Below are 22,381 nucleotides of genomic sequence, written 5' to 3'. Positions count from 1 at the left end.
AGCGTTTGCGCGGAGATCATGCTCAAACAAGATCTAGGACGGGTGAGCGGAGCAATGGCGGGTGCCTCGCTCCGCAACATGATCACGTCCAGCGTCGCAGGATGATGCTGGCGTTGACGCCGCCGAAGCCGAACCCGTTCGAGATCGCGTGCTCCATGGCCATCGGCCTGGCTTCTCTGGCGACGAGGTCAATGCCCGCTGCAGCATCATCAGGGTTTTCCAGATTGAGGCTTGGCGGCGCTACCTGATCGCGCAATGCGAGAACGGTGAAGATCGCCTCCAAGCCGCCGGCCGCGCCGAGCAGATGCCCCGTCGCGGATTTGGTTGCGCTCACCGCGATCTTGCCCTCGCGACCGAATACCGACTTGATGGCTTCGATCTCGGAGTGATCGCCGGCCGGAGTAGAGGTCGAGTGCGCGTTGAGATGCTGCACCTGGCCGGGCTCAAGTCGCGCCTGACGCAGCGCGAGTTCCATCGCGCGGCGAGCGCCGTTGCCGTCCTCGGGGCCTGCGGTGATGTGATGGGCATCCGCGGTCGTGCCATAGCCGATGATTTCGGCAATGGGCCTGGCGCCGCGCTGCAGCGCATGATCGAGTTCCTCGATGACGAGCATGCCGGCGCCTTCGCCCATCACGAAGCCGTCGCGGTCGCGGTCGAACGGACGGGATGCGCGCTCAGGCGTTTCGTTGAAATCGGTCGACAGCGCCCGCGCGGCGGCAAAGCCGCCGAGGCTGACGAGATCGACGCAGGCTTCCGCGCCGCCGCACAGGGCGACATCGGCCTCTCCCGACCGGATCAGGCGTGCGGCATCGCCGATCGCCTGCACGCTCGCGGCGCAGGCGGTGACGGGCGCTCCGATCGGGCCCTTGAAGCCATGGCGGATCGAGACGTGGCCGGCCGCAAGATTGGCGAGGAACGACGGCACGGTGAACGGCGACAAGCGGCGAACGCCGCGCTGATCGGTGGTGCGCACGGCTTCGACGATCGCCGGAAATCCGCCGATGCCCGATGCGATGACGGTCGCTGTCCGCTCCATCGCATGGGCATCCGCGGGCGTCCACGCGGCTTGCGCAATCGCCTCGGCCGCCGCGACCAGCGCGAACAGAATGAAACGGTCCATCTTGCGCTGGTCCTTGGGTGGCGCCCCGAGATCGGGATCGAAGCCGCCTTCGGCATCATCGGCCTTGGTCGGCACGATCCCGGCGACGCGCGCCGGCAGCGCGGCCGCCCATGCCGGCAAGGCGCGAAGCCCCGATCGCCCGGCTGACAGCCGCGACCATGCGAGCTCGACGCCGCAACCGAGCGGCGACACCAATCCCATTCCCGTAACAACGATGCGGCGCATCACAACAACACCCTATGCTCTTGACTTTGCGAGAACCGTCCGTTCCCAATCAGAACTTGTGTGCTCGCAAATGGAAAGTCGAGTGGGTGGCGCACAATTTCATGATTGACTTGTTTCGCGTCCTTCGCCGCGACAGCGATGCCTGCGGATCGGCTGTACGCCTCCCGTCAAGGACCCGCGTGCGTCTCATGTTGAGGAGCATTCCAGGGTGGAAAGGGGTCGTCGAGGCTGCGCCAGTCGTCCGGATCGAACCCATTTTCGCAAGGGGTGAGGCAGGCATCGAGCGAGGCGCGGATCTGTGCCTCGTCCATGCCTGAGCCGATGAAGACGAGTTCCTGGCGACGATCGCCCCAGTCGTCATCCCAATGGCTATTGATCTGTTCCTGGAATTGCTGATGGCTGGGCCATGCCGGCTTCGGAACGGTTGCCCACCAGAAGCCCATCGGCTCGCACCGACGCTGGATCCCGGCGACGGACAGAACACCTACCCAATCCGGACGGGTGGCAAGCCAGAAATGGCCCTTGGCGCGAATAACGCCCGGCCAGGGTTGGTCGAGAAAAGATCGGAAGCTGACGGGATCGAACGGGCGCCTAGCTCGGTACACGAAGCTTGATATTCCATACTCCTCGGTCTCCGGCACGTGCGAGTCAGGGTTGTACAGCTCCTTGTGCCAGAGCGGATGGGTCGCAGCTTTCGCTTCATTGAAGAGACCGGTGCCGAGCAGTGCCTTGGGAGGAATCTTGCCGAAATCGGCTTCGATCTGGCGCGCATCCGGATTAAGTGCAGCGATGATCTTCCGGAGCGAGGCGCGTGTCGTCTCCGCCACTTCCGAGATCTTGTTGATCACCACGACATCGGAAAACTCGATCTGCTCAACCAGGAGGTCGATAAGCGTGCGCTGGTCGTTTCTGTCGCGCATCTCGCCGCGCTCGCGCAGCAGTTGGCGGCTGCCGTAGTCGGCGAGCATGCTCGTCGCATCCACGACCGTAACCATCGTGTCGAGCCGGGCGACATCGGAAAGCGAGACGCCGCTCTCATCGCGAAAACAGAACGTTGCCGCGATCGGAAGCGGTTCGGCGATTCCGGTTCCTTCGATCAGCAGATAATCGAAGCGCCGTTGTTCGGCCAGTCGCCTGACCTCCTGCAGTAGGTCGTCACGGAGCGTGCAGCAGATGCAGCCATTGCTGAGCTCCACGAGGCTCTCCGTCGTGTGCGACAGGTCGGCGCCGCCATTGCGGATCAGACTTGCGTCGATGTTGAGTTGACTCATGTCGTTGACGATGACCGCGACCCGAAGGCCGTCGCGGTTCATCAAGAGGTGATCGAGCAGCGTTGTCTTGCCTGCGCCGAGAAATCCGCTCAGCACGGTCACTGGCAGCAGATCTTTCCCGTTCCTTCCCATGCAACCCTAACCGACCAGTTGGGGCTGGAACACAACATCGGCCCAGTAATTGGCAGAGTTGAACGTACTGGTCGGGAACAGCCCGGTCGTGCTGTTGCCGCCATAGCCATAGACGCCGTTGCCGCCCGCGCTCGCACTCGAGGGCGCCGTCAGCGGCCCGCTGGTGACGGGAGAACTGAAGCCGCCGCCGCTCGCCACATAGGCGCCGGTGGTGTGATAGGATGCGATGTAAGTGGTGTTGGCGTTGATCGAGACGGGCGTCGGAAGCTGAACCGTCTGCCAGCCGCTCGCCGTCGTGTTGGTGAAAGTGGCGGTGGCGAGCCTGGTGCCGGTGGCGCTCCAGAGGTCGACGACATCAGGGCCGGTGTCGCTGGCGCTCCGGTAGAATTTGAGCGCGGTGATCTGGCCGGCGACCGAAGAGGTGAACTTCACGCCAAGTTCAACCTGCTGGCCGTCATTGAAACTGCCGGCCGGCGTGCTGGATGCGCTGAACAGGCTGACCGGCGCAGGCGGGGGCGTGGTGGACACCGCGATATTGAAGGTCTCGCTGGTGGCAGCGCCCGCAAGGTCGGTGGCTGTCACCTTGATGCTGGCGGTGCCGACATTGGCGGCCGCCGGCGTGCCGCTGAAGGTGCGTGTGGACGCGTTGAAGCTGAGCCAGGTCGGCAGGGCGGTGCCGTCGGCGGACGTTGCCGCATAGGTCAGGGTATCACCGGTATCGACGTCGGTGAAGGTATTGGCAGGCAGCACCAGCGAGAACGCTGAGCCGACGGTTGCGTTCTGGTTGGCGGTCTGGGTCGCGAGCACCGGTGCGTCATCAGCGCCGTGAATGGTGATGGTGAGCGTGGTGGTCGAGGTGAGGCCGGCGGTGTCACGCATGGTGTAGTTGAAGGTATCCGTCACCGTGTTCGTTGACAGCCGCAAGGCCTGCACGGCGGAATCATTCTCGTTGATGGTATAGGTGAACGTACCGTTGGCATTCAGCACGAGGCTGCCGTGCGCGCCGGCGAGCGCGGTGCCAAGCGTGCCTGCCGTCGCACCAAAGCTGACCGCGGTGACGGTCTTGGTGTCGCCGGCATCGGGATCGGTATCATTGGTGAGGACGTTGCCGGTGGCGGGCGAGCCGCCCGAACCGTTGGCGATGCCGCCTTTCTCGGTCGCGTCGGCTACGTCGGCAACAGCCGTCGGCGCGGTGTTCGATGGGCCGCCCGACACGGCGATATTGAAGGTCTCGCTGGTGGCAGCGCCCGCAAGGTCGGTGGCTGTTACCTTGATGCTGGCGGTGCCGACATTGGCTGATGTCGGCGTGCCGCTGAAGGTGCGTGTGGACGCGTTGAAGCTGAGCCAGGTCGGCAGGGCGGTGCCGTCGGCGGAGGTGGCCGCATAGGTCAGGGTATCACCGGTATCGACGTCGGTGAAGGTATTGGCAGGCAGCACCAGCGAGAACGCTGAGCCGACGGTTGCGTTCTGGTTGGCGGTCTGGGTCGCGAGCACCGGTGCGTCATCAGCGCCGTGAATGGTGATGGTGAGCGTGGTGGTCGAGGTGAGGCCGGCGGTGTCACGCATGGTGTAGTTGAAGGTATCCGTCACCGTGTTCGTTGACAGCCGCAAGGCCTGCACGGCGGAATCATTCTCGTTGATGGTATAGGTGAACGTACCGTTGGCGTTCAGCACGAGGCTGCCGTGCGCGCCGGCGAGCGCGGTGCCGAGCGTGCCCGCCGTCGCACCAAAGCTGACCGCGGTGACGGTCTTGGTGTCGCCGGCATCGGGGTCGGTATCGTTGGTGAGGACGTTGCCGGTGGCGGGCGAGCCGCCCGAACCGTTGGCGACGCCGCCTTTCTCGGTTGCGTCGGCGACGTCGGCAACAGCCGTCGGCGCAGTGTTTGGCCCGCCGCCAGATCCGGACGCGATGAATACGACGTCGGCCCAGTAATTGGAGGCGTTCCAGGTGCTGGTGGGGAAAATGCCGGTGGTGTTGGTGCCGCCATAGGAATAGACGCCGTTGCCGCTGGCAATCGCCGTCAGCGGCCCATTGGTGACGGCGCTTGTGAAGAAGTTGTTGGTCGCAACATAGGAGCCGGTGGTGTGATAGGAAGTGACGTACGTCGTATTGGCGGTGAGGTTGACGGGTGTCGGCAGTGCGACCGTTTGCCATCCGCTGGCCGTGGTATTGGTGAAGGTGACTGTTGCCAGATTGACGCCGGTCGCGCTCCAGAGGTCGAGAACGTCAGGACCGGTATCGGTGGCACTGCGGTAGAATTTGAGCGCGGTGATCTGACCAGCCACGGAGGTGGTAAACATCATGCCGACTTCAAGCGCGGCGCCGTCATGGAAACTGCCGCCGGGTGTGCTCGATGCGCTGAACAGGCTCACCGGCGTTTGCCCTGGTGCCAGCACGGTGAGGCTGACATTGGCGGTAGCCGTGCCGCCGCGCCCGTCCGACACCGTGTAGGTGAAGCTCGCGTTGCCGGTATAGCCGGCGTCCGGCGTGAAGGTGATGGTGTTGTTTTGCGGATTGCTCTGCACGTTGAGCGTCACGGTCCCGTGGCTGGCCCCGCTCACCGCGGTGATGGTCAGGGGATCGCCATTGGGATCGCTGTCATTGCTGATCAGGGACGCAGCGGTAAGCGTAATCGCCGTGTTTTGCGTCACGTTCGGCCCGACGTCGTTTGCCGCCACCGGCGGCAGGTTGGTGTTACCCGAGGAGGGGTTGAACATGACGTCAACCCAGAAATTCGTGGCCTGGAACGTGCTCGTCGGGAACAGGCTGGTGCTGCCGTAGGCAAAGACGCCATTGCCGCTGGCGGGCGCGGTCAGCGGTCCATTGACCACGTCCGAGGTGAAGAAGTTATTCGTGTTGGAATAGTGGCCGGTGTTGGTGTGATAGGAGACGGTATAGATTTGTCCAGGCGTCAACGTGATTGGACTGGAGAAGGTCGCGCTCTGCCAGCCGCTCGCGGTTTCGTTTGTGAAGGTGACGGTTGCAAGCTTGACACCGGTGCTTGACCAGAGTTCGCCGGTGTGGGTGCCTGTGTCCTGGCTGCTCTTGTAGAACCGCACGCCGGTTACGGTGCCTGCGACCGAAGCCTGAAACCTCACCCCGAGTTCGACCGCGCTCGCGTCTGTGGTGTTCACGACCGCAGGGGTTGCTGTCGGTGAGAACAGCGAGACGAAATTCGGCGCCGCAACGGTAACGGTGCGACCGGCCGAAGGCGTTTCAAGATTGATGCTGTCGTCGACCGCGCGCGAGAGGATGGTGTAGGTGCCGCCGATCTGCGGCGACCAGGAATAGGTCCAGTTCTCGTCGCCGGTGGCCGGATGCCAGGTCGCGCCGTTGTCGGTCGAGACTTCGACGCCGGCGATCACGCCGCCCCCGAGATCGGCGGCCGTGCCGGAAATCGTGACGGTGGCTCCTGCAGTAATGGATCCGAGCGGGTTGATCGTGGAGGTCGGCGGGGTGTGGTCCGTCGAGGCGGTGGCAGCGACGAGGCCCGATTGAAGCGTGCCCGGCTGAATGCCCATGTCGGCGAACGTGTTGACCATTGCCTGTTGCGCACGCGGGTCGGTCGGCGTCGCCTGCAGGTCGTGATTGTCGCTCAAGGCCCAGGGCCAAAAGACGGTCCCGGCACCGAAGACCAACGCGCCGCTCGCAGCGCGATAGAGCGTGAGGCTGTGCGTCGAGATGCCAGGGCCGGTCGTGTTGCCGTAATCGAGCAGATAGGTGCTCACCGGAACGGTCGTCGAGGAGAGCCGCACCAGGCCCGCGGGATCAAACCCATTGTCGACCGCGTCGTCCCACTCGTAGCCGAGATAATTCTGGACCAGCGATGCGGTCTGACCAGGCTGCAGATTTGCAATACTGGTGTTGCGCCAGAAGCGCAAATTGGCGTCGTCGTACGGGATATCGATCGACTCGAGCTTGGTGCCGACGTCATCGACGTCGAAGAGCTGTCCGGTGAGCGAGTTCTCCGGATTGCCGCCGCCGATCGCCGGCGGGCTGAAACGCGGGTCGCGGAAAGTGCCGGTCCATTGGTTGGTGGGATCGATCAGGCCGTTCGCCCATGTCTCCTTGTAGGAAATCAGCGTGCGATAAGCGGTCGCGTCGCTGCTGATGCTATTGCCCCAGCGGGTGCGCCAATAAACTTCGTTGCCGCTCCAGAACTCCAGGTTGACGCCGGCATCGCGCGCGGCCTCGACATTGGTACGCTGCTGACCTGACCAGTACTCGTCGTGGCCGGCATCGACATAGGCTTTATGATTGAGCAGCAGGCTGCCGTAACGGTCGACGTCAACTCCCGCCATGTAGGAGACGTCGTATCCGTTCTGCTCCAGCCAGTAGATCCCCGCATATTCGGCGCCGAACAGATAGTCCTGGGGCCCGGCATACAACCCCACGCCGCCCCGTGTGTCGATGGGACGATTATAGCTTACCGCATAGGCTCGGCCGGCGCCTTGGCCCGTCGCGGGCCCGTTGCCGCCGTAGAAATTGGCTCCGCCCCATCCATTGTAGGCCTGCCAGGTCTCGTCAGAGGTTTGGAATACGACGTCGCTGTGGCTGCTGTCGTCCCGCACGATGAAGGGGATTTGGTTCTCGCCAGACGTTCCATCCAGCCGCGTGAGCTTTGCAATGTAGACGCCTGACACCGCGTCCGCCGGGACGTCCCAACTCGCCGAAACGGACCAGTTGCCCGCATCGACCAGTCCCGTCCTGTTGTCCCGCAACGGCGCCGGCTGATTCTGCAAGCCGGTATGATCTATCGTCCCGACCTTTCGGGCGCCCATGCCTCCGTAATATCCGAGGCGGTAGATATCGATCCTGTAGTGCGTCGAATTGGTATTGATCTTGAAGCTGACCGTCGAACCGTGATTGACGCTGATGTCCGTGGCGAAGCCCTCGATGTTCGAGTCGCCCGCACCGTCGATGCCCCACTCGCTCTCGGGATTTCCCTGTTTCTGGTTTTCGAGGACGATCGGGTTGGTTGATGTCGCCGCAGCCGTTGCGGTTGTTGTCGCGGCAGCGGTGGTCGTAGTAGCCGCAGTGGTCGCCGGCACTGCGGCTGCTCGGAGGCCGGGTGATGCCGCCGGCGCAGCTTGTGGCTTGGCGGTTGTGACCGACCCGGCCAGAATCCCGATTTGGACAGCTGTGGTGCCCGTGCCGGTCTCTCCGCCGCCAGGCAATTGCGTGTTCCAGTTCGCTACCGGTGCCACATCCTGTGTTGACATGGCCGCGCTTGTGGAACTGCCGATAAGCCCGGCCTTGTTGGTCGGCACGAAATCAGCTCCGGACCCACCGCTATGCACCGACTGGCCGTTCAACTGTGTCTGCGCCCCATTGGTGTTGCCCTGGCTCATCGCCTGGGTTGGGCAATTGATGTAGCCGCACGAACCGCAGCAAAGCGGTGCACTGGCCGGGGTGGCCACCGCGGAGGTCGTGGGGAGCATGGATCCGGTGATAGCTGCAGCAACGGCGGGCGAAGGGGTGCCGCCGAGGATCACGACGGGATTTGACGTTGCGGCTTCAGTCGTCGCGGAGACAGGGGTGGGGCTTGCTGCCGCCGACGCCAGTCCGGCTTTCGCCGCTTCAAAGGACAGCGGCGCTATGAGCGCATTGGTGTTCCCCGATGTTTCCCGTGACCGCAGTGCTGCCAAGGACAAGAAGGAGTTTTCGTCTCCTGCAATGGAGGCTTCGGTTTCCGCCTTCTTCCCGCGCGGGAGAACGCGTTGCCAATTCTGCAATCCGAGAGCCGCACGGCTCCAACCAGAAGCTTCCTGAAAATCCTTCGTCATAATTGGGTCCTCGCGAGAGAGGGGGGATAAGCCTGAAAAAACCGATCGAGGGGGCAGCCGTCGGGACCGGAAAGGTCTCGGAGCGGCGGCTGCAATGTCAGGGGGGCGAGCGCCATCGCGGTACTGGGCGGCCGTGCCGATGGGGATCGTGGGACCGCAACACGGCGCGTGGCGGTTCGAGAGCTCATGCTTCTCGACGCAGCAGCCGACCGTGACGGCAAGCTCATCCTTGCAATGGATGCCGCGACCATGGCACCTTCCCGCTAGCCCCAACGCGATGGGTCGGCTACAAATTAAATGAGGTATTTAATATTATTTTACCTCTTAGTCGAGCAATAAATTTTGCTGCTAAAAATCAGAATTAAACCAACGGGCATAATGAGGTACCATCAACCTGAACGCGTGCGCAAAGTACACAAATACGTTATCCGCTCCTATTCTTCAGTCTGAATTCAATTCAAGAAGGTCTCGCATCATCAAGAATGCGTGGGTAGGGGTTCGATCCAAATTAAATGCATAATAATAAATTGGACGTCAAAAAATAAATAATATAATGATCCGGACTTGGGCTTTGAGCCTTCGGGGATGCGCTACGCGAACGCGCGGCTTCCCAGCCAAGTTCTGCTTATTGAATTTTGCTGATCCGATTTCAGAAGAGATTTATGACCGGGAGCCACTGATGGACCGTCATGCCGAGTTCAAGCTAGTTTGCGACAATTGCAACTCACTGAGCATTCGGATCGACCTTGCGGAGGGGGCTCCGTCCTCGACCCCGATCCGATGCGGTCACTGCGATGCGCCCCGGGGCACGTTGGGTAACCTTCGACGCCTTGCCAGCAAGCGTGATTCGCTCAAGTTCGACCTGGACGAGGCGTTCTTTCCTGCGACACGTAGCCCTGACGCGCTTGAAGGCGGTGAGCTGCGATAGCGGCCGGAGGCGCGTTCCCTCATCGCTGCCGCTTGTAGGGCTTTCCCGCCGACCATCATAGGGCGTTCGGCTCTCCCGCGTAGAGTTGGCTGAGCGTTCCCCGATCGCAACACTCGGGCGGCGAATTCAGCGCTTTCATGCGGTGTGCATGCAGCCGGCGACGAACAGTCCACTGTTCTCGGAATGGTCGCGCCGCCGGATAGACTGGCAGGAGCGCACTGCAGCATCGGGTCATACTTTTATCCGGGAGCGAGAGTCGACCATTGCAAGCCAGCCAGACAGAGATTTCGCTCGCATATGCGGGAAGTGTTTAGTTCGATTTGAGAAAAGAGGTAAGGGCGCTTCGCGTCGCGCCCGATTTAAGTTGCTTCGTTTTGTGGCTCGATTTAAACTATTTAAATGAACGCGAGTCAGTCTTTCGTCCGGCCGTCGAATTTTTGACCGGCGAGCTGCCAGACATACGATGAATTTTCATGTGTAAAATTGTCGCAGGCGAGATGAACCATCATCGATGATCGCCGACTAACGAAAGTGACTATTGCCGACCACCGGTCATTTGTTTGGGTGAGGGGGTCAATAATGAGAAATATTTACAAGTCGAGTGATTGCGTCCTTTGGGATTCCCTTAACGCGATCAAGCAAGCGCAAATTCAGCTTCATCTTTTAAATGGCGAGGGAGCCAACCCAACCGTCATTGCCTCCCGAATTCAACTCTGCGACGTTCTTCTGGGTGAGATTTCGGGCATCCGTACCAGTCTCGCCAGGCACCTCGAGTACACGCGCGGCGCGGCGCCTGTTCAGTTGCACAGCTAACATATCTCGGCGAACGACGCGCTCAGGAGCGGTGAGCGTTGTCGTCCGTCGCCTTGTCGCTGTCCTCGATCCTGAACTCCTCCAGCTTGCGCCCGGACTGCAGCGCGGCGACGAGCCATCGGGGTTGTTTGCCGCGACCGGACCAGGTTTCGGTTGGCTCCATCGGGTTGCAGTATTTCGGCGGCACCCGTGGATATCTGCGGCGCGGCCGTTCGGCGCCCGGCTCGGAACCTGCACTATCCTGCATCGGCTCGGGCGGATTGAGTTGAGCCAAGCGTTTCTCCAGTTCGAGCTTCTCGGCCGTGATTCTCTCCGACAAAATCTTCGTAATCTCTTCGTGGAGAAGCCAAAGCTCGTCGAAAGTCATCGTCTCTAAATCGGATTTGCGCATCGTGCTCTCGCGACCAATTTGAGCCTGAGCGGGGGCAATTTCTCTACAAAACACACTCTCTGCTCAGGCGATAAAAAGCGCTGAGCGCCGACGTGAATGGAAGACATTATATGTGACATAAATATTATATCCAATGATTTATTTAATGCTTGATAATTCGTTTTTTATTGGCAAGCTATGGCGGAATTTCAGGCGATCTGCGGAGTTTAAATAGATAAATAATTGTGCGCGGAAATGTGGTTTAAGTTGGTATTGTAAGGGTTTGAGAAATGGACCGTATTGAGCTTCCCCTCTGCCATCTTCATGAGACCGTCAGTCGCTTTGTCGTCCCTTCCGCTGCCCTGCGGGATATTCGCGCCTTGCAGGCCCAGATCGAGCTTCGACGTCTCGCCCTGAGGGATATCGAGGTAATTCGCTGCCGGTTGCGGCCGCTCATGCGCCGGAGAAGCAAGCGGGTCATCCCGAGCCTGCGGAAGAGGCATGGGAGGCGATTACGTCAGGCGCCGGCGTTCCGCGCCAGGGGTCTGCGCGAGTCCTGCGCCGTGTAGCCCTCAAATTCGGTAACATATCTTGTTGCGGGTTACCTTCGGCTGTTGCAGCTTCTGGAATAGGCTGTGGGTACATAAATGTATGCATGGCTGGTTTATCCAGAACTTGCATTGGAACTTTTTGGTATTCCCCTTGATTAATAATGAACGAGGCAATATGACAGCCGATTATTAAAGGCGGAACCGCGGGACGACCATGTCGGCGAAAGAAATCGAACTCAAGTCCATGTCTTTAGATGATCTCTGGTCACTTCATGAAGAGATCAGCGGGATATTGTCGGCCCGGATCGAAGCGGAAAAGCGCGAACTTGAGAAGCGGCTGGCGGTTCTTAGCCGGGGTGTGGGTGGCGCGCGCGAGTCGGATGATGCGCGAACGCTCCAGGGCGGGAAGCCGCGGCGGAAGTATCCGAGAGTGCTGCCGAAATACCGTAACCCGAAGACCTCCGAGACCTGGTCGGGCCGTGGCAAGCTGCCTCGGTGGCTTGTCGCCGCGATGAAATCAGGAAAGAAAATCGAAGAGTTCCGGATCAGCGAGAGCGGTTCGAAAGGCCGGCAGCGGGCCTGATCCTCGACGAAGTCCGGGATCGCAAATCCTCCTACTTGGTCGACGAACAACAGCCTGGAGGAGGCATGCGAGCCATGCCGTCCGGGTTTAGCCGTTTTGCGTTCGTTCATTTGTGCGCCCATCGCCGAAAGCGGCTTCGATCCGATCCTTGGAGCGTTCCGGGCGACGTGGATACCTGTTTGGGTGAAGGAAACGCACCAACAGCGTCGGTTCTGATGCAATCAGGACCGAATACGGTCAAAAGGCGTTGCGCGCGCGCAATACTTCCATTGGGGTCCGGAGCAGAATTGCGAAATCCAGTCGTAGACTCCAGTTGTCGATGTACCACAGGTCGAATTCGACCCGTTGCTCGATCAGGGTCCTTGTGGGCGTCGGGCCGCGGCAACCATGGATCTGAGCCCAACCGGTGAGCCCGGGCTTGACCCGCCGGCGGAACGCGTAGTGTTGGACCGCCTCGTCGAATTGACTGTCGTGCGCCATCGCATGCGGTCGCGGTCCGATCAGGGACATGCTCCCTTCCAGGACATTCAGGAGCTGCGGCAGCTCGTCTATGCTGGTCCTGCGCAGCCATTTGCCAATCCGGGTCACGCGGCTGTCGGCGGGCCCGGCTTGGGTGATCGAGGGGCCGTTCTCCAGCACACGCATGGTCCGAAACTTGTAGATCGCAAAGCTACGGCCATTGAAGCCGCAGCGTTGCTGCCTGAAAAGGACGGGGCCCGGCGAGTCAAGCTTGATGATGATGGCAACGAGCGCCAGCAGCGGCGCCAACATGATCAGGCAAATTCCAGCGCCGATCAGATCAATGCTTCGCTTGGCAGCGCATTCAATCGGGGTGAGAGGCCCGCGCTGCACCTCGACGCCTATGGTGCTGCCGAGATCCCGGGTCGGTCGCGCGAACATCTCCGATGCAGCCCCGACCGGAACGAAGACGACCGGAAACGGCAAGACTCTCAGCTCGGCCACGAGCTCGCGCAACTCGCACCATCGGTTCGGATCCGCTTCCACAATGATCTGTTCGATGTCGAAGCCGCGTGCATGCCGGACGACAAGGCCGCTAAGCCGCCTGCGGTAGCTTGAACTAGCGCCGGGCCGAGGCAGGCTGAAATGTCCAGCCAAGCGAAATCCCAATGCCGTGAGCGCCTCCGCCAGCCCCGTGTCCTGCGATCGCGCCTGGTCCGTGATCAACACCACATTGCCGCCGGAAAATTTCCGGTCGTTGAGGCCCTTCGAGAGCAGGGCTCTCATGACGACCCGATGTCCGATCAGCATTGCTAAGCCGACGACGGCAAATGCGACGCCGGCGCCGCGGGAGAGTTCGGCGCCGATGTTGAAGACGCCGACCGCTGCGCTGAGCAGAACGAACACGAACATCCAGGAGAGGCAAACGGCGTGGACTTGACGGCGAAACGCGAGCAGCTCAGGTGGTCTGTACATGCCTCGCATCTTCAGCAGGGAAACGCAGAGCGCCGAGACGACGATTGCGGAGCCTACGGCCTTGCTGACATCTGCTGCGGTCGAGCCGGAATACAGCCGGTAAAGCAGTGTGGAAAGAATGCCGGCGATCAGGATGATCGCGACGTCGCTGCAGGTCGCGAACAACTCAATGGAGCGATAGCGGATCGGCCATTTTCGTTCTGACTTCAGCGGTGGACTGAAGCTACGAGCGGCAAACTCGCCGTCGACGTCCGCTGCAATGTTGCGGCTTATGAAATTCATGGCTTGCTGAAATGATCAGGGGTGGCCCGTCTTAACCACTATTTAATGTATAATAACATATTAAATTGGGCAAGAATTAATTACGGTATTAAATGAATTTAAATGGATGGTCCTTTCCCTAGGTGCGCCCCGTTCGCGCGTCGCCGCCGCAGCGGCTCCTGTATCTATCGCACGCTGCATCCGGATGCATCGGACGACAAGCGATGAGGCTTCTTGCGGTGCCCTAGGAGACGGCGCGGCGCATGGAGGCTCGCTTGGCGCGTCAAGCTCGCCGATTCTAATCGTACAGAATCTAGAATCTAATGGCAGATGCTGCGCGCGATCAGTTGCCTGCGGGCGCTTCCTCGCTCCGCATCGCTGGCCCGGAGCCTCCTGATCAATGGACGCATGATCTCATCCCGGAGATCACGCCGTGCCGGTAGCGTCGCTGGGCATAAGCCCGCCGAATCACCGAGTGATCGCTGGTGTAACTGTGACCGATGGTGAAGTAATTGGCGTCGGTGTCGTGATGACCGTGGGTGATCCGCCCGAGGTGGCAGCCTTGAGCGCATAGCCGTTGGTCGCGTAGATGATCGGGTCGTTTGCCGTGGCCATGATCGTTCGCAGGAAGTTCAGGAACTTGGTGGTCTCGACCGCAGCGGCGTTGGAGGTGTAGATGACGTCTTTGTTCCGCAGTTCAAAGGTCTGAGCGAGGAATAATCCGGAAGGATCGCGCAGATTGATCAAATAAATTATTGGAATGATCGGGCCTTTAAAGGGCCTGCAATCGACGCCCATTTCCTTGGCCACTTCTCGCGTCTCGCCCCGATACAGGAACACCGACGACGGATCAGCCAAAGCATCGTTCATGCCGCCCTGCTTGCCTATCGCTTCGGCTAGCGAGATACGCCACGCATCGAACTTGAATTGCCCCTGGAGACCGGACGCGCCGAACGCGACAAAGGTCTGCGGTTGGCTGTAGAGATAGATGACGTCGTTAGGCAACACGTAGATGTTGTTGGAAGGCTCGTACATCAATGCGCCGAACGGGACGCTAGCCCGGTGTCCCTTGCGCTCGAGCGAGACCCACATGTCATAGCCTTGCGTCGCAGGTCCGCCGGCGCGCGCGATGGTGTCGATGATGCGCTCGGCGGACGGACTCGCACGAAAGCGGCCGGCGTTGCGCACGTCGCCAAGCACGCTGACCAAGGACGTGTTCTGCTCGGCCAGAGCCACGACGACCTGCGGCTCGAGGGCCCGGCCCTTGAGCTTGTCCGTGACCTCGTCACGGATCTCCGATGGGGTGCGGCCCAGCGCCCGGATCGTGCCCGCGTACGGAACGGCAATATATCCCCTCTCGTCCACCGCCTGGTTTGGAACCGTAACGAAGTTGCCGGCGCGGACGCCGGCGTCCGATGTAAACAGGCCGCCGGCTGCGGATTCGAATATCGTGATGCTGACCGTGTCGCCCACGCCGAAGCGGAACGCCTTCGCCGGCGCCTTGTCGGCAAAGGCCGAGGACAGCCTTGGCGTATAGCGGCCGAGGACTTCAACAACCTCGGGCGTCAGCTTGACCAGGGCGTAGGGGAGGACGGCAGGCTCAAGTCCTTCCGACGCCGATCGGACATCCGTCGCTAATGGGCCGGATCCAGGCGTGATAATGCACCCGGCACAAGATAGCGCCAGGAGGCCAGCAACGATCCTCCCACATGTTTGCAGCGCAATAATGGTGATTATCCCCAAGTCGTCCCAGTAAGGGTAAGGTACATTAATACGCGATTCAGGCCAGCGAATCATCGCATTAACCTGAAACGCAACCGGAGCTTGTTGCCGATATGCAACATGGGGGCGAGGGGGCGGGGCGCGCCCGAGCCTGGCAGGTATTGAACCGCTTCAGTTGGAGACGGTTAGCCCATAACGGATATAATGATCGTCGCGATAGTAGTCGCTGCGGTGCGTGTCGTAGCGAGACATGGCCTTGATGTCGGTCTTGTTGAGAACCGCTCCGATGAGGCACTCGTGGATATTGGGGGCGGTGTGCAGTGCATGCTTGACCACGTCGACCTTCGTCTGTCCCCATTCCACCACCAGGACGAAGCAGTCGATGAAGCTTGTCGTCGAACGCACATCGACCAGGGGGGTCAGGGGCGGAAGATCGACGATGACGTAGTCATACGTCGATCTTAGCTGATCGAACAGCTTGCGCATCGAATCCGCTGCCAGCATCTCGCTGGTGTGAAGCACCGGTGTCCGGCTGATGGCGGGCAGGAATGCCAGATTGGTTTTCGGATCGCGCCAGATCGTCTCCTCGATCTGCTTTCCCTGGGTAATGACGTCTACGATGCCTGTAGTGGCATTCGCGGCGAGACTGGCAGACAGCGACGGGTTTCGGAGGTCGCAATCGACGACGATGACGCTCTTGCCGCTATGGGCGATGAGCTGGGCGAGCGAGGCTGCGATCGTCGTCTTGCCCTCGTTGGGCAGGGCCGAGGTGATGCCGATTACCTGATTGGAGGCTTTGCCGGGATTGAGGTCTATGGCGAGTTTGATGGCACGGATCGACTCGGCGTACCGAGATAATGGCTTGCCGATGACCGTCCTGTGAAATGTCGAACCGGTGGAAATCTTTCGCTGCCGCATGTCATGATCGGAGTTCCATGACGCTGCCTTTGCTGTCGACGACCGCTTTTCGGCCCGCAACGCCGGTACCAGCGACAGGCACGGCAGTCCCAACGTGGTTTCGATCTGAGAGGACGTACGGAAGACGCGATCCATCATTTCCCTGAACAGGCCGAGCCCCAAGCCCAACCCAAGCCCGCCGAATAGACCCATCATCATGATGATGGGTCCCTTCGGTTTGCTCTTGCTCTGCGGCGGCACCGCCGGATACATCACCCGCGCTTCTGCGAGAGGAAAGCCTTCTTGCTGCGCAGAGCCCACATAGCGCTGCAGGAAGGTATCGTGCAGGCTGCGCAAGCTTTTCGCCTTGCTTTCCAATTCGCGTATTGTGATCTCGGCCAGGTTTGTCGTGCGCGACTGCTCCACAGCCTCGGCCATTCGCTTCTCAATCTCCTGCTGCCGCTGCTTGGCGACCTCTAATTCGCTCCGGCTCGTCTCCGCATACCGCTTGACCTCGTCGAGGATCGACCCGCGAAGCTCGCGCATCCGGTTTCGTAAATTTACGACCGCCGCATGGTCGCGGCCAAAACGCGGCGCCCACTCGGCGACACGCCGCTCGAGCTCCAGATATTGTTGGCGAAGATTGATGATGATGGGGCTGTTAAGTGCATCCGCGCCCGCTGCATCCAAATTGCCGATTGATGGTGCGTTCGCCGGATTGGCTTCCAGGATCGCCTCGTAGCGGTTCAGCTTGGCCAACGCCTCGGACGTTTGCGCGCGCGCGGCGACCAATCGGCTGTTGAGGTCCGAGACCTGCTGCTCGTCGATCGGCCTTCCCCCGGAGGAAATGACGTTGTTCTTGGACTTGTAGGCACTGACCGCGCGTTCAGCAGCGAGGGCCTGCTCTCCGAGCTCCTGTAGCCTCTGCTGCATCCATTCCCTTGCGCGCCGATTTGTCTCCTGCCTCGCTTTCTCCTGGTCGGCGAGATAGACGCTCGCGATCGCGTTGGCGATCTCGGCCGCTCGTACTGGGTCGCTCGAACTGTAGCCGATCTCGATCAGATCGCTGAAGCTGATCCGGCTTACTGAGACGCGGCTCTGAAACGCGCTGATCAGGCCATCCTGCGGCTCGTTCGGCGGAGGCGGTTGCAGATCCTGCGGCGGAGAAAATCCAAATACAGCACGAACTCGCTGAAACACAGCGGGCAATGACCGCGGCGACGGTTTGAAATCAGGGTCGTCGGCGAGGTTGAACTGAGTGATGATCTGGACTGCCATCCCTCGCGATTTGAGGACCTCTACCTGAGTTTCGAACAGGCTGCGATCGAAGGCCGGCTCAGCCAAGATCGATTGTTGCCTGATGAACTGCGCCTTGGCATTATTCTCGAGCATGACCTGGACCAGGGCGGTATAGGTCGGCGGCGTGATCCGCAGATAGATCAGGCACGCGGCCATGCCGAGTACGGTTGCAAGAATGATCACGACGTACTGACGTCGCAGGAATGCAAGGGCGGTATTGATGAGTTCGCCGATTCCGCCGCTCTCGGCCACATCGTTGTAGGCGGGTGCGCGAAGCCTATCGGGTTGCCGCATATTGCTCTGGAGCATTCGGTGTTCGCCTCCGCCACCTGGTGAATCCCGCGGTGCCGCCGCCCGCGTAAATTGGCATGGCCCGCCGAATGCCGGGCGCCGTGCTGCCCTGCACTTAATAAATATACCGGAAAATGTGGTTTGTTCAAATTAAATGTAGGATGGTTAATTCGCGGATGCTGAATGCGGCCGTTCGCGGGTATTAATGTGCGGGACGTTTGAATAATCTCCGCGAGCAGTCCGCAAAATCGCAGAGAACGGGAGGTTCGTCCGTGGCAGCCATAAGCGAATTGATACCTGCTCCCTAGTCAAATCTTCATTCAGCCGGGAAACGGGCTTGTCCGTGAGTGGGTTGAGTGGAAACTGCGTAGCGATTCCCGAATCCAGATTCAGCGATGGGTGGCGTCCGAGATAATATATATGTCGCGTGATCGCGACATAATCGATTGACATTTAATTTGCTGCGTTCTTTATTTATTTGCAGGAATATCCGATTGGTCATTCCGGGTGTCGGAGATGCTGAGACGGGAACTATGCGGCTTGTTTGAAGACTCCGATGCCCAGCTTTTCGGCTTCCCGCCATTTCCGCGGGTGCCGGACGGATATCGAAGCAACAACAGCCCGGTTCTCGATCGGCGGCTCCAGGTCCGTGACTGACGTCAGCGTCGATCCCTTAGCTGCAGGTCGACGTGGGGCTGAAGTTGGCAGCACTGGAGGCTTTGATGCACGACGAGCTCTATACTGACGGGGTGGAAGAGATCACGATTGGCGGGTCGATCGTCCGTGTCGATCTGGTCAGCCTTTCGCCGACCGAACGCGACGCCAACAATGCGCCGAAGAAGGTGTTCCGGCAAAGGCTGATCTTTTCCGTTGAGTCGTTCGCGAACTCAGTCGAGGTGATGCAGAACGCGCTGCAGGGACTGGTCGACGCTGGCGCGGTGCGGCGCAACCCGCCGAAAGGACAGGCCGGCCAGGCCCCGACCACTTCGACGGATCGCGAACCGCCCAACAGCCCACGGTCCCCCAATGCCTCAAGCAATTTCCGTTGAAGCCGACCTCACGGGCGCGGAAGCGTCGCCCGTGAACGCCGACGAACCCGTGCGCCCGGCCTTGCGGACAGAATTGGAATGTCTCGCAAAGATCGCCGCCTATCATGGCGTCGATCTGCCGGTAGAGCGACTCAAGCACAGCTACGCCATCGACGGGGTCCCTGTCTCGGCAACGCGACTGTTGCGCATGGCGAAGGAAGCGGGCATGCGCGCAACGCGCACGCAGCTTGACTGGGGTGCGCTGTTTCGGTTGGGAGAGGCTTATCCGGCTCTGCTCCGACTTTCGAACGGCAACTGGATCGTCGTTCTCGCGGCAGGGCAGGGAGCCGATGGTGCGGAAGCGGTTAGCGTGTTCGATCCGCTCGCCGAGCGCCGGGACGAGCCTCTCATCGTCGACAGGGATACGTTCTGCGCCCGATGGAGCGGCGTCGCCATCCTGATCAAGCGCGAACGGCTCGCGTCGGACCATCGGCCGGCGTTCGGGCTGCGCTGGTTCATCCCCGAACTGGCCCGTCAGTGGCGCCTGTTTGTCGACGTCGCGATCGCCGCCATCATGCTCTATGCACTGGGGCTCGCGACACCGATCTTCTTCCAGCTCGTCATCGACAAGGTCCTTGTGCACGAGAGCTTCACCACGCTCTATGTGCTGGCAGCCGGTGCGACTGCCGCGCTGGCGTTCGACGCGATATTCGGCTTTCTGCGGCGCTATCTTTTGCTCTATGCGACCAACAAGGTCGATATCCGGGTAGCAACCAAGACCTTTGGTCACCTCCTTGGCCTGCCCGTGACGTTCTTTGAGCACATTTCGGCCGGCGTGCTGGTAAAGCACATGCAGCAGGCGGCGCGAATTCGCGAGTTCCTGACCGGTCGGTTGTTCCTGACCACGCTCGATGCGCTGTCGCTATTCGTCTTCATCCCGGTGCTGGCGTTCTACAGCATCAAATTGACATGCATGGTGCTGGCCTTCACCGCCGCGAGCGGTCTGGTCGTCGCGCTGCTGATGGGACCGTTCCGGCGCCGTCTCTATAATCTGTACCAGGCGGAAGGCGCGCGGCAGGCTCTGTTGGTCGAGACTGTACACGGCATGCGCACGGTGAAGTCGCTGGCAATGGAGCCGCTGCAGAGCAGGGTCTGGGACGATCGCTGCGCACAGTCGGTGACGATGCGGTTCGGCGTCGAGAAGATTTCTGCTGCCGCCCAGTCAACCACCGGATTTCTTGAGAAGATGATGACGCTCGGCATCATCTCGTTTGGGGCGCTCGACGTCTTCAGCGGCGAGATGACCATCGGCGCGCTGGTCGCCTTCAATATGCTGGCGGGGCGCGTGTCGGGACCGCTGGTCCAGTTGGTGACCATGGTTCATGAATATCAGGAAGTCGCGCTGGCGGTGAAGATGCTGGGCGAGGTGATGAACCAGAAGCCCGAACGCGATGGCAACCGCGAGGGGCTCCGACCCGACTTCGCCGGCAAGATCGAGTTCGAGAATGTCTCGTTCCGCTATGGCTCGGAAGGCGCGCCGGCGCTGGACGATGTCTCGTTCTCCATCGCCCCGGGATCGATATTCGGGATCGTCGGCCGAAGCGGCTCCGGCAAGACCACGCTAACGCGGCTCATTTCCGGGATGTATCCGGTGCAGCAGGGCCTGCTGCGCGTTGACGGATACGATTCGAGGGAGCTCGATCTCGCCCATCTGCGCCAAAATCTCGGATTGGTCCTGCAGGATAATTTCCTGTTTCGCGGTACGGTTCGCGACAACATCGCCTGCGTGAAGCGCGACGCGACCTTTGCAGAGGTCGTCCGCGCGGCCCAGCTCGCAGGAGCCGATGAATTCATCGAACGGTTGCCGCGCGGCTTCGACACCATGCTGGAGGAGGATGCCTCGAACCTGTCGGGCGGACAGAAGCAGCGCCTCGCGATCGCGAGGGCGCTGATCGTCAATCCGCGCATCCTGATCCTGGACGAGGCAACGAGCGCGCTCGATTCCGAAAGCGAGATGATCATCCGGCGCAACCTGCGCCGTATCGCCGAGGGGCGTACCGTCATCATCGTCTCGCACCGGCTGTCGATGCTCGCAGACGCGAACCAGATCCTCGTGATCGACCGCGGCCGGATCGTCGACGTCGATCATCACGACCGGTTGCTGTCGAAGTGCATGATTTACCGACATCTCTGGAACCAGCAGACGAAGCAGATCGCATGACCAAGCCTGAGAAATCCGGCACCGATGCAAACGCTCCGGTGCGGACGACCGAACGGCGGCGGCGCGGGCTATTCCGGCCCACCGGGCGCCGGCCGCAGGTAGTGACGGAATTCCAATCCGACGCGATCGAGGTCGAGCATCGGGCGCCGCCGCGGATCGCCCGCGTGACGCTCTATTGCGTCCTGGCTCTGATACTCACCGCGATCGGCTGGGCCGCGGGGTCGCAGGTCGACATGATCGTGACGGCGCAGGGCAAGCTGGTCACCACGCGCCCCAATATCGTCGTCCAGCCGCTCGAGACCTCCGTCATCCGCGAGATACATGTCAAACCCGGCGACCGGGTCAATCGCGGCGACCTGCTGGCGACGCTCGATCCGACATTCTCGCAGGCGGATCTCGACCAGTTGAGCAGCAAGGTCGCTGTATTCAATGCCGCGATTGACCGTCTCAAGGCTGAGTTGAATGGTGAGGAGTATGTCATCGGCGAATCCGCCAACGCCGACCAGGTCCTGCAGCGCAAGATGTTCCTGCAGCGCAAGGCGGCCTACGATGCGCAGGTGGAGAACTACCAGGCGCAGATCGCGTCCGCGCGCGCCAATCTGAAGACCGCGCAAAACGAAGAGACCGTGCTGCTTCAGCGGCTCGAAACGATGAAGTCGATCGAGGTCATGCGCGCGACGCTGATGGACAAGGAGGTCGGCTCGAAGCTGAACTTGCTGCTGTCGCGCGATGCTCGCCTCGACGTGGAAAGCAATCTGGCCCGCGTCCGGGGCAATATCGCCGATTATACGCATCGCCTCGACAAAGCCGAGGCGGACCAGAAGGTCTACGCCGAGGATTTTCGCAAGACGGCTTATCAGGACCTCGTGGAGACGCTGGCGAAGCGGGATAGCGCGGCGGAGGATCTCAAGAAGGCTGAGCTTCGCCGGCAGTTGATTGTGCTGAAGGCGCCGGCCGATGCAATCGTGCTCGATATTGCCAACCGAACTGTCGGTTCGGTCGCGCGTGAGGCCGAGCCGATGTTCGTACTTGTTCCCCGCGATGTGCCGCTGCGGGCCGAGGTCAATGTCGAGGGCAAGGACGTCGGCCAGGTTTCGGTCGGCCAGCCTGTCCGCATCAAGCTCGATGCCTTTCCGTTCCAGAAATACGGGACAGCCAAAGGCGAGGTCGCCGTCATCAGCCAGGACTCGTTCCCGCCGGATCCGAAAGCCGAAGGTGCGCACCGTCCGACCGCTCCCTATTACCGCGTATTGGTCGACTTGTCCGATACGCACCTTCGGCTGCCGGCGGAGCGCGCTCAATTCATCCCCGGCATGGCGGTGACCGCCGAGATGAAAGTCGGGCGGCGCAGCGTGATGTCCTATTTCCTCTATCCACTACTTCGCGGGTTGGACGAAAGTATCCGCGAATACTAGCTGCAGACACACATTGCATATCGGTCATTTCAT

Annotated in this window: 14 protein-coding genes; 6 read left to right on the top strand and 8 right to left on the bottom strand. The window is 60.8% G+C overall.

Features of this window, described 5'->3' with window-relative positions; genetic code table 11:
• Positions 1 to 82 precede the first annotated feature (82 nt).
• The 3 genes from fabF to AC5ZG1_RS28835 all read right to left on the bottom strand — a co-directional run bounded on the left by fabF (position 83) and on the right by AC5ZG1_RS28835 (position 7,971).
• On the bottom strand, positions 83 to 1,345 hold the full coding sequence (fabF, locus tag AC5ZG1_RS28845; RefSeq protein WP_496134795.1) for a beta-ketoacyl-ACP synthase II: 1,263 nt from the start codon (positions 1,343 to 1,345) through the stop codon (positions 83 to 85).
• Between the two features lie 167 nt (positions 1,346 to 1,512).
• Positions 1,513 to 2,748 carry a GTP-binding protein gene (locus AC5ZG1_RS28840; RefSeq protein ID WP_496134794.1) on the bottom strand — a complete coding sequence of 412 codons (1,236 nt, stop codon included), beginning with the start codon at positions 2,746 to 2,748 and terminating at the stop codon, positions 1,513 to 1,515.
• Positions 2,749 to 2,754: 6 nt separating this feature from the next.
• Positions 2,755 to 7,971 carry a DUF4082 domain-containing protein gene (locus tag AC5ZG1_RS28835; RefSeq protein WP_496134793.1) on the bottom strand — a complete coding sequence of 1,739 codons (5,217 nt, stop codon included), beginning with the start codon at positions 7,969 to 7,971 and terminating at the stop codon, positions 2,755 to 2,757.
• A gap of 217 nt (positions 7,972 to 8,188) precedes the next feature.
• Between AC5ZG1_RS28835 and AC5ZG1_RS28830 the strand changes: the two genes are divergently transcribed.
• The gene (locus tag AC5ZG1_RS28830) at positions 8,189 to 8,521 is read left to right on the top strand and encodes a hypothetical protein (RefSeq protein ID WP_496134792.1); all 333 of its coding nucleotides are present in this window, start codon (positions 8,189 to 8,191) and stop codon (positions 8,519 to 8,521) included.
• 1,777 nt (positions 8,522 to 10,298) lie between these two features.
• On the opposite strand, the gene AC5ZG1_RS28825 is transcribed toward AC5ZG1_RS28830, so the two are convergent.
• Positions 10,299 to 10,667 (bottom strand): H-NS histone family protein, encoded by a 369-nt coding sequence (locus AC5ZG1_RS28825; RefSeq protein WP_130225334.1) that lies wholly within the window; start codon positions 10,665 to 10,667, stop codon positions 10,299 to 10,301.
• 206 nt (positions 10,668 to 10,873) lie between these two features.
• Complete coding sequence (locus AC5ZG1_RS28820; RefSeq protein WP_496134791.1) at positions 10,874 to 11,149, bottom strand: hypothetical protein; 276 nt, start codon at positions 11,147 to 11,149, stop codon at positions 10,874 to 10,876.
• A gap of 262 nt (positions 11,150 to 11,411) precedes the next feature.
• Between AC5ZG1_RS28820 and AC5ZG1_RS28815 the strand changes: the two genes are divergently transcribed.
• Complete coding sequence (locus AC5ZG1_RS28815) at positions 11,412 to 11,780, top strand: H-NS histone family protein (RefSeq protein ID WP_028169206.1); 369 nt, start codon at positions 11,412 to 11,414, stop codon at positions 11,778 to 11,780.
• 237 nt (positions 11,781 to 12,017) lie between these two features.
• On the opposite strand, the gene AC5ZG1_RS28810 is transcribed toward AC5ZG1_RS28815, so the two are convergent.
• From AC5ZG1_RS28810 to AC5ZG1_RS28800, 3 genes are all read right to left on the bottom strand, one after another.
• Positions 12,018 to 13,496: an undecaprenyl-phosphate glucose phosphotransferase gene (locus AC5ZG1_RS28810; RefSeq protein ID WP_496134790.1), complete on the bottom strand. Its 1,479-nt coding sequence runs from the start codon at positions 13,494 to 13,496 to the stop codon at positions 12,018 to 12,020.
• A 447-nt stretch (positions 13,497 to 13,943) separates the two neighbouring features.
• Positions 13,944 to 15,272 (bottom strand): polysaccharide biosynthesis/export family protein, encoded by a 1,329-nt coding sequence (locus AC5ZG1_RS28805; protein WP_496134789.1) that lies wholly within the window; start codon positions 15,270 to 15,272, stop codon positions 13,944 to 13,946.
• Between the two features lie 96 nt (positions 15,273 to 15,368).
• The gene (locus tag AC5ZG1_RS28800; protein ID WP_496134822.1) at positions 15,369 to 17,549 is read right to left on the bottom strand and encodes a polysaccharide biosynthesis tyrosine autokinase; all 2,181 of its coding nucleotides are present in this window, start codon (positions 17,547 to 17,549) and stop codon (positions 15,369 to 15,371) included.
• On the opposite strand from AC5ZG1_RS28800, the gene AC5ZG1_RS28795 reads away from it, so the two are divergent.
• The 4 genes from AC5ZG1_RS28795 to AC5ZG1_RS28780 all read left to right on the top strand — a co-directional run bounded on the left by AC5ZG1_RS28795 (position 17,448) and on the right by AC5ZG1_RS28780 (position 22,348).
• Positions 17,448 to 17,729: a hypothetical protein gene (locus tag AC5ZG1_RS28795; RefSeq protein WP_349645065.1), complete on the top strand. Its 282-nt coding sequence runs from the start codon at positions 17,448 to 17,450 to the stop codon at positions 17,727 to 17,729. The genes AC5ZG1_RS28800 and AC5ZG1_RS28795 overlap by 102 nt on opposite strands.
• Positions 17,730 to 18,406: 677 nt before the next feature.
• On the top strand, positions 18,407 to 18,733 hold the full coding sequence (locus AC5ZG1_RS28790; protein ID WP_028166733.1) for a hypothetical protein: 327 nt from the start codon (positions 18,407 to 18,409) through the stop codon (positions 18,731 to 18,733).
• Between the two features lie 49 nt (positions 18,734 to 18,782).
• Complete coding sequence (locus AC5ZG1_RS28785) at positions 18,783 to 20,933, top strand: peptidase domain-containing ABC transporter (protein ID WP_496134821.1); 2,151 nt, start codon at positions 18,783 to 18,785, stop codon at positions 20,931 to 20,933.
• Positions 20,930 to 22,348 carry an HlyD family type I secretion periplasmic adaptor subunit gene (locus AC5ZG1_RS28780; RefSeq protein ID WP_496134788.1) on the top strand — a complete coding sequence of 473 codons (1,419 nt, stop codon included), beginning with the start codon at positions 20,930 to 20,932 and terminating at the stop codon, positions 22,346 to 22,348. The genes AC5ZG1_RS28785 and AC5ZG1_RS28780 overlap by 4 nt, the downstream gene beginning before the upstream one ends.
• Positions 22,349 to 22,381: the final 33 nt, after the last annotated feature.

The sequence above is a fragment of the Bradyrhizobium sp. Leo78 genome (assembly GCF_059512425.1).
The sequence above is the reverse complement of the archived record's forward strand: the minus strand, read 5'-3'. Positions and strand labels throughout refer to the sequence as shown.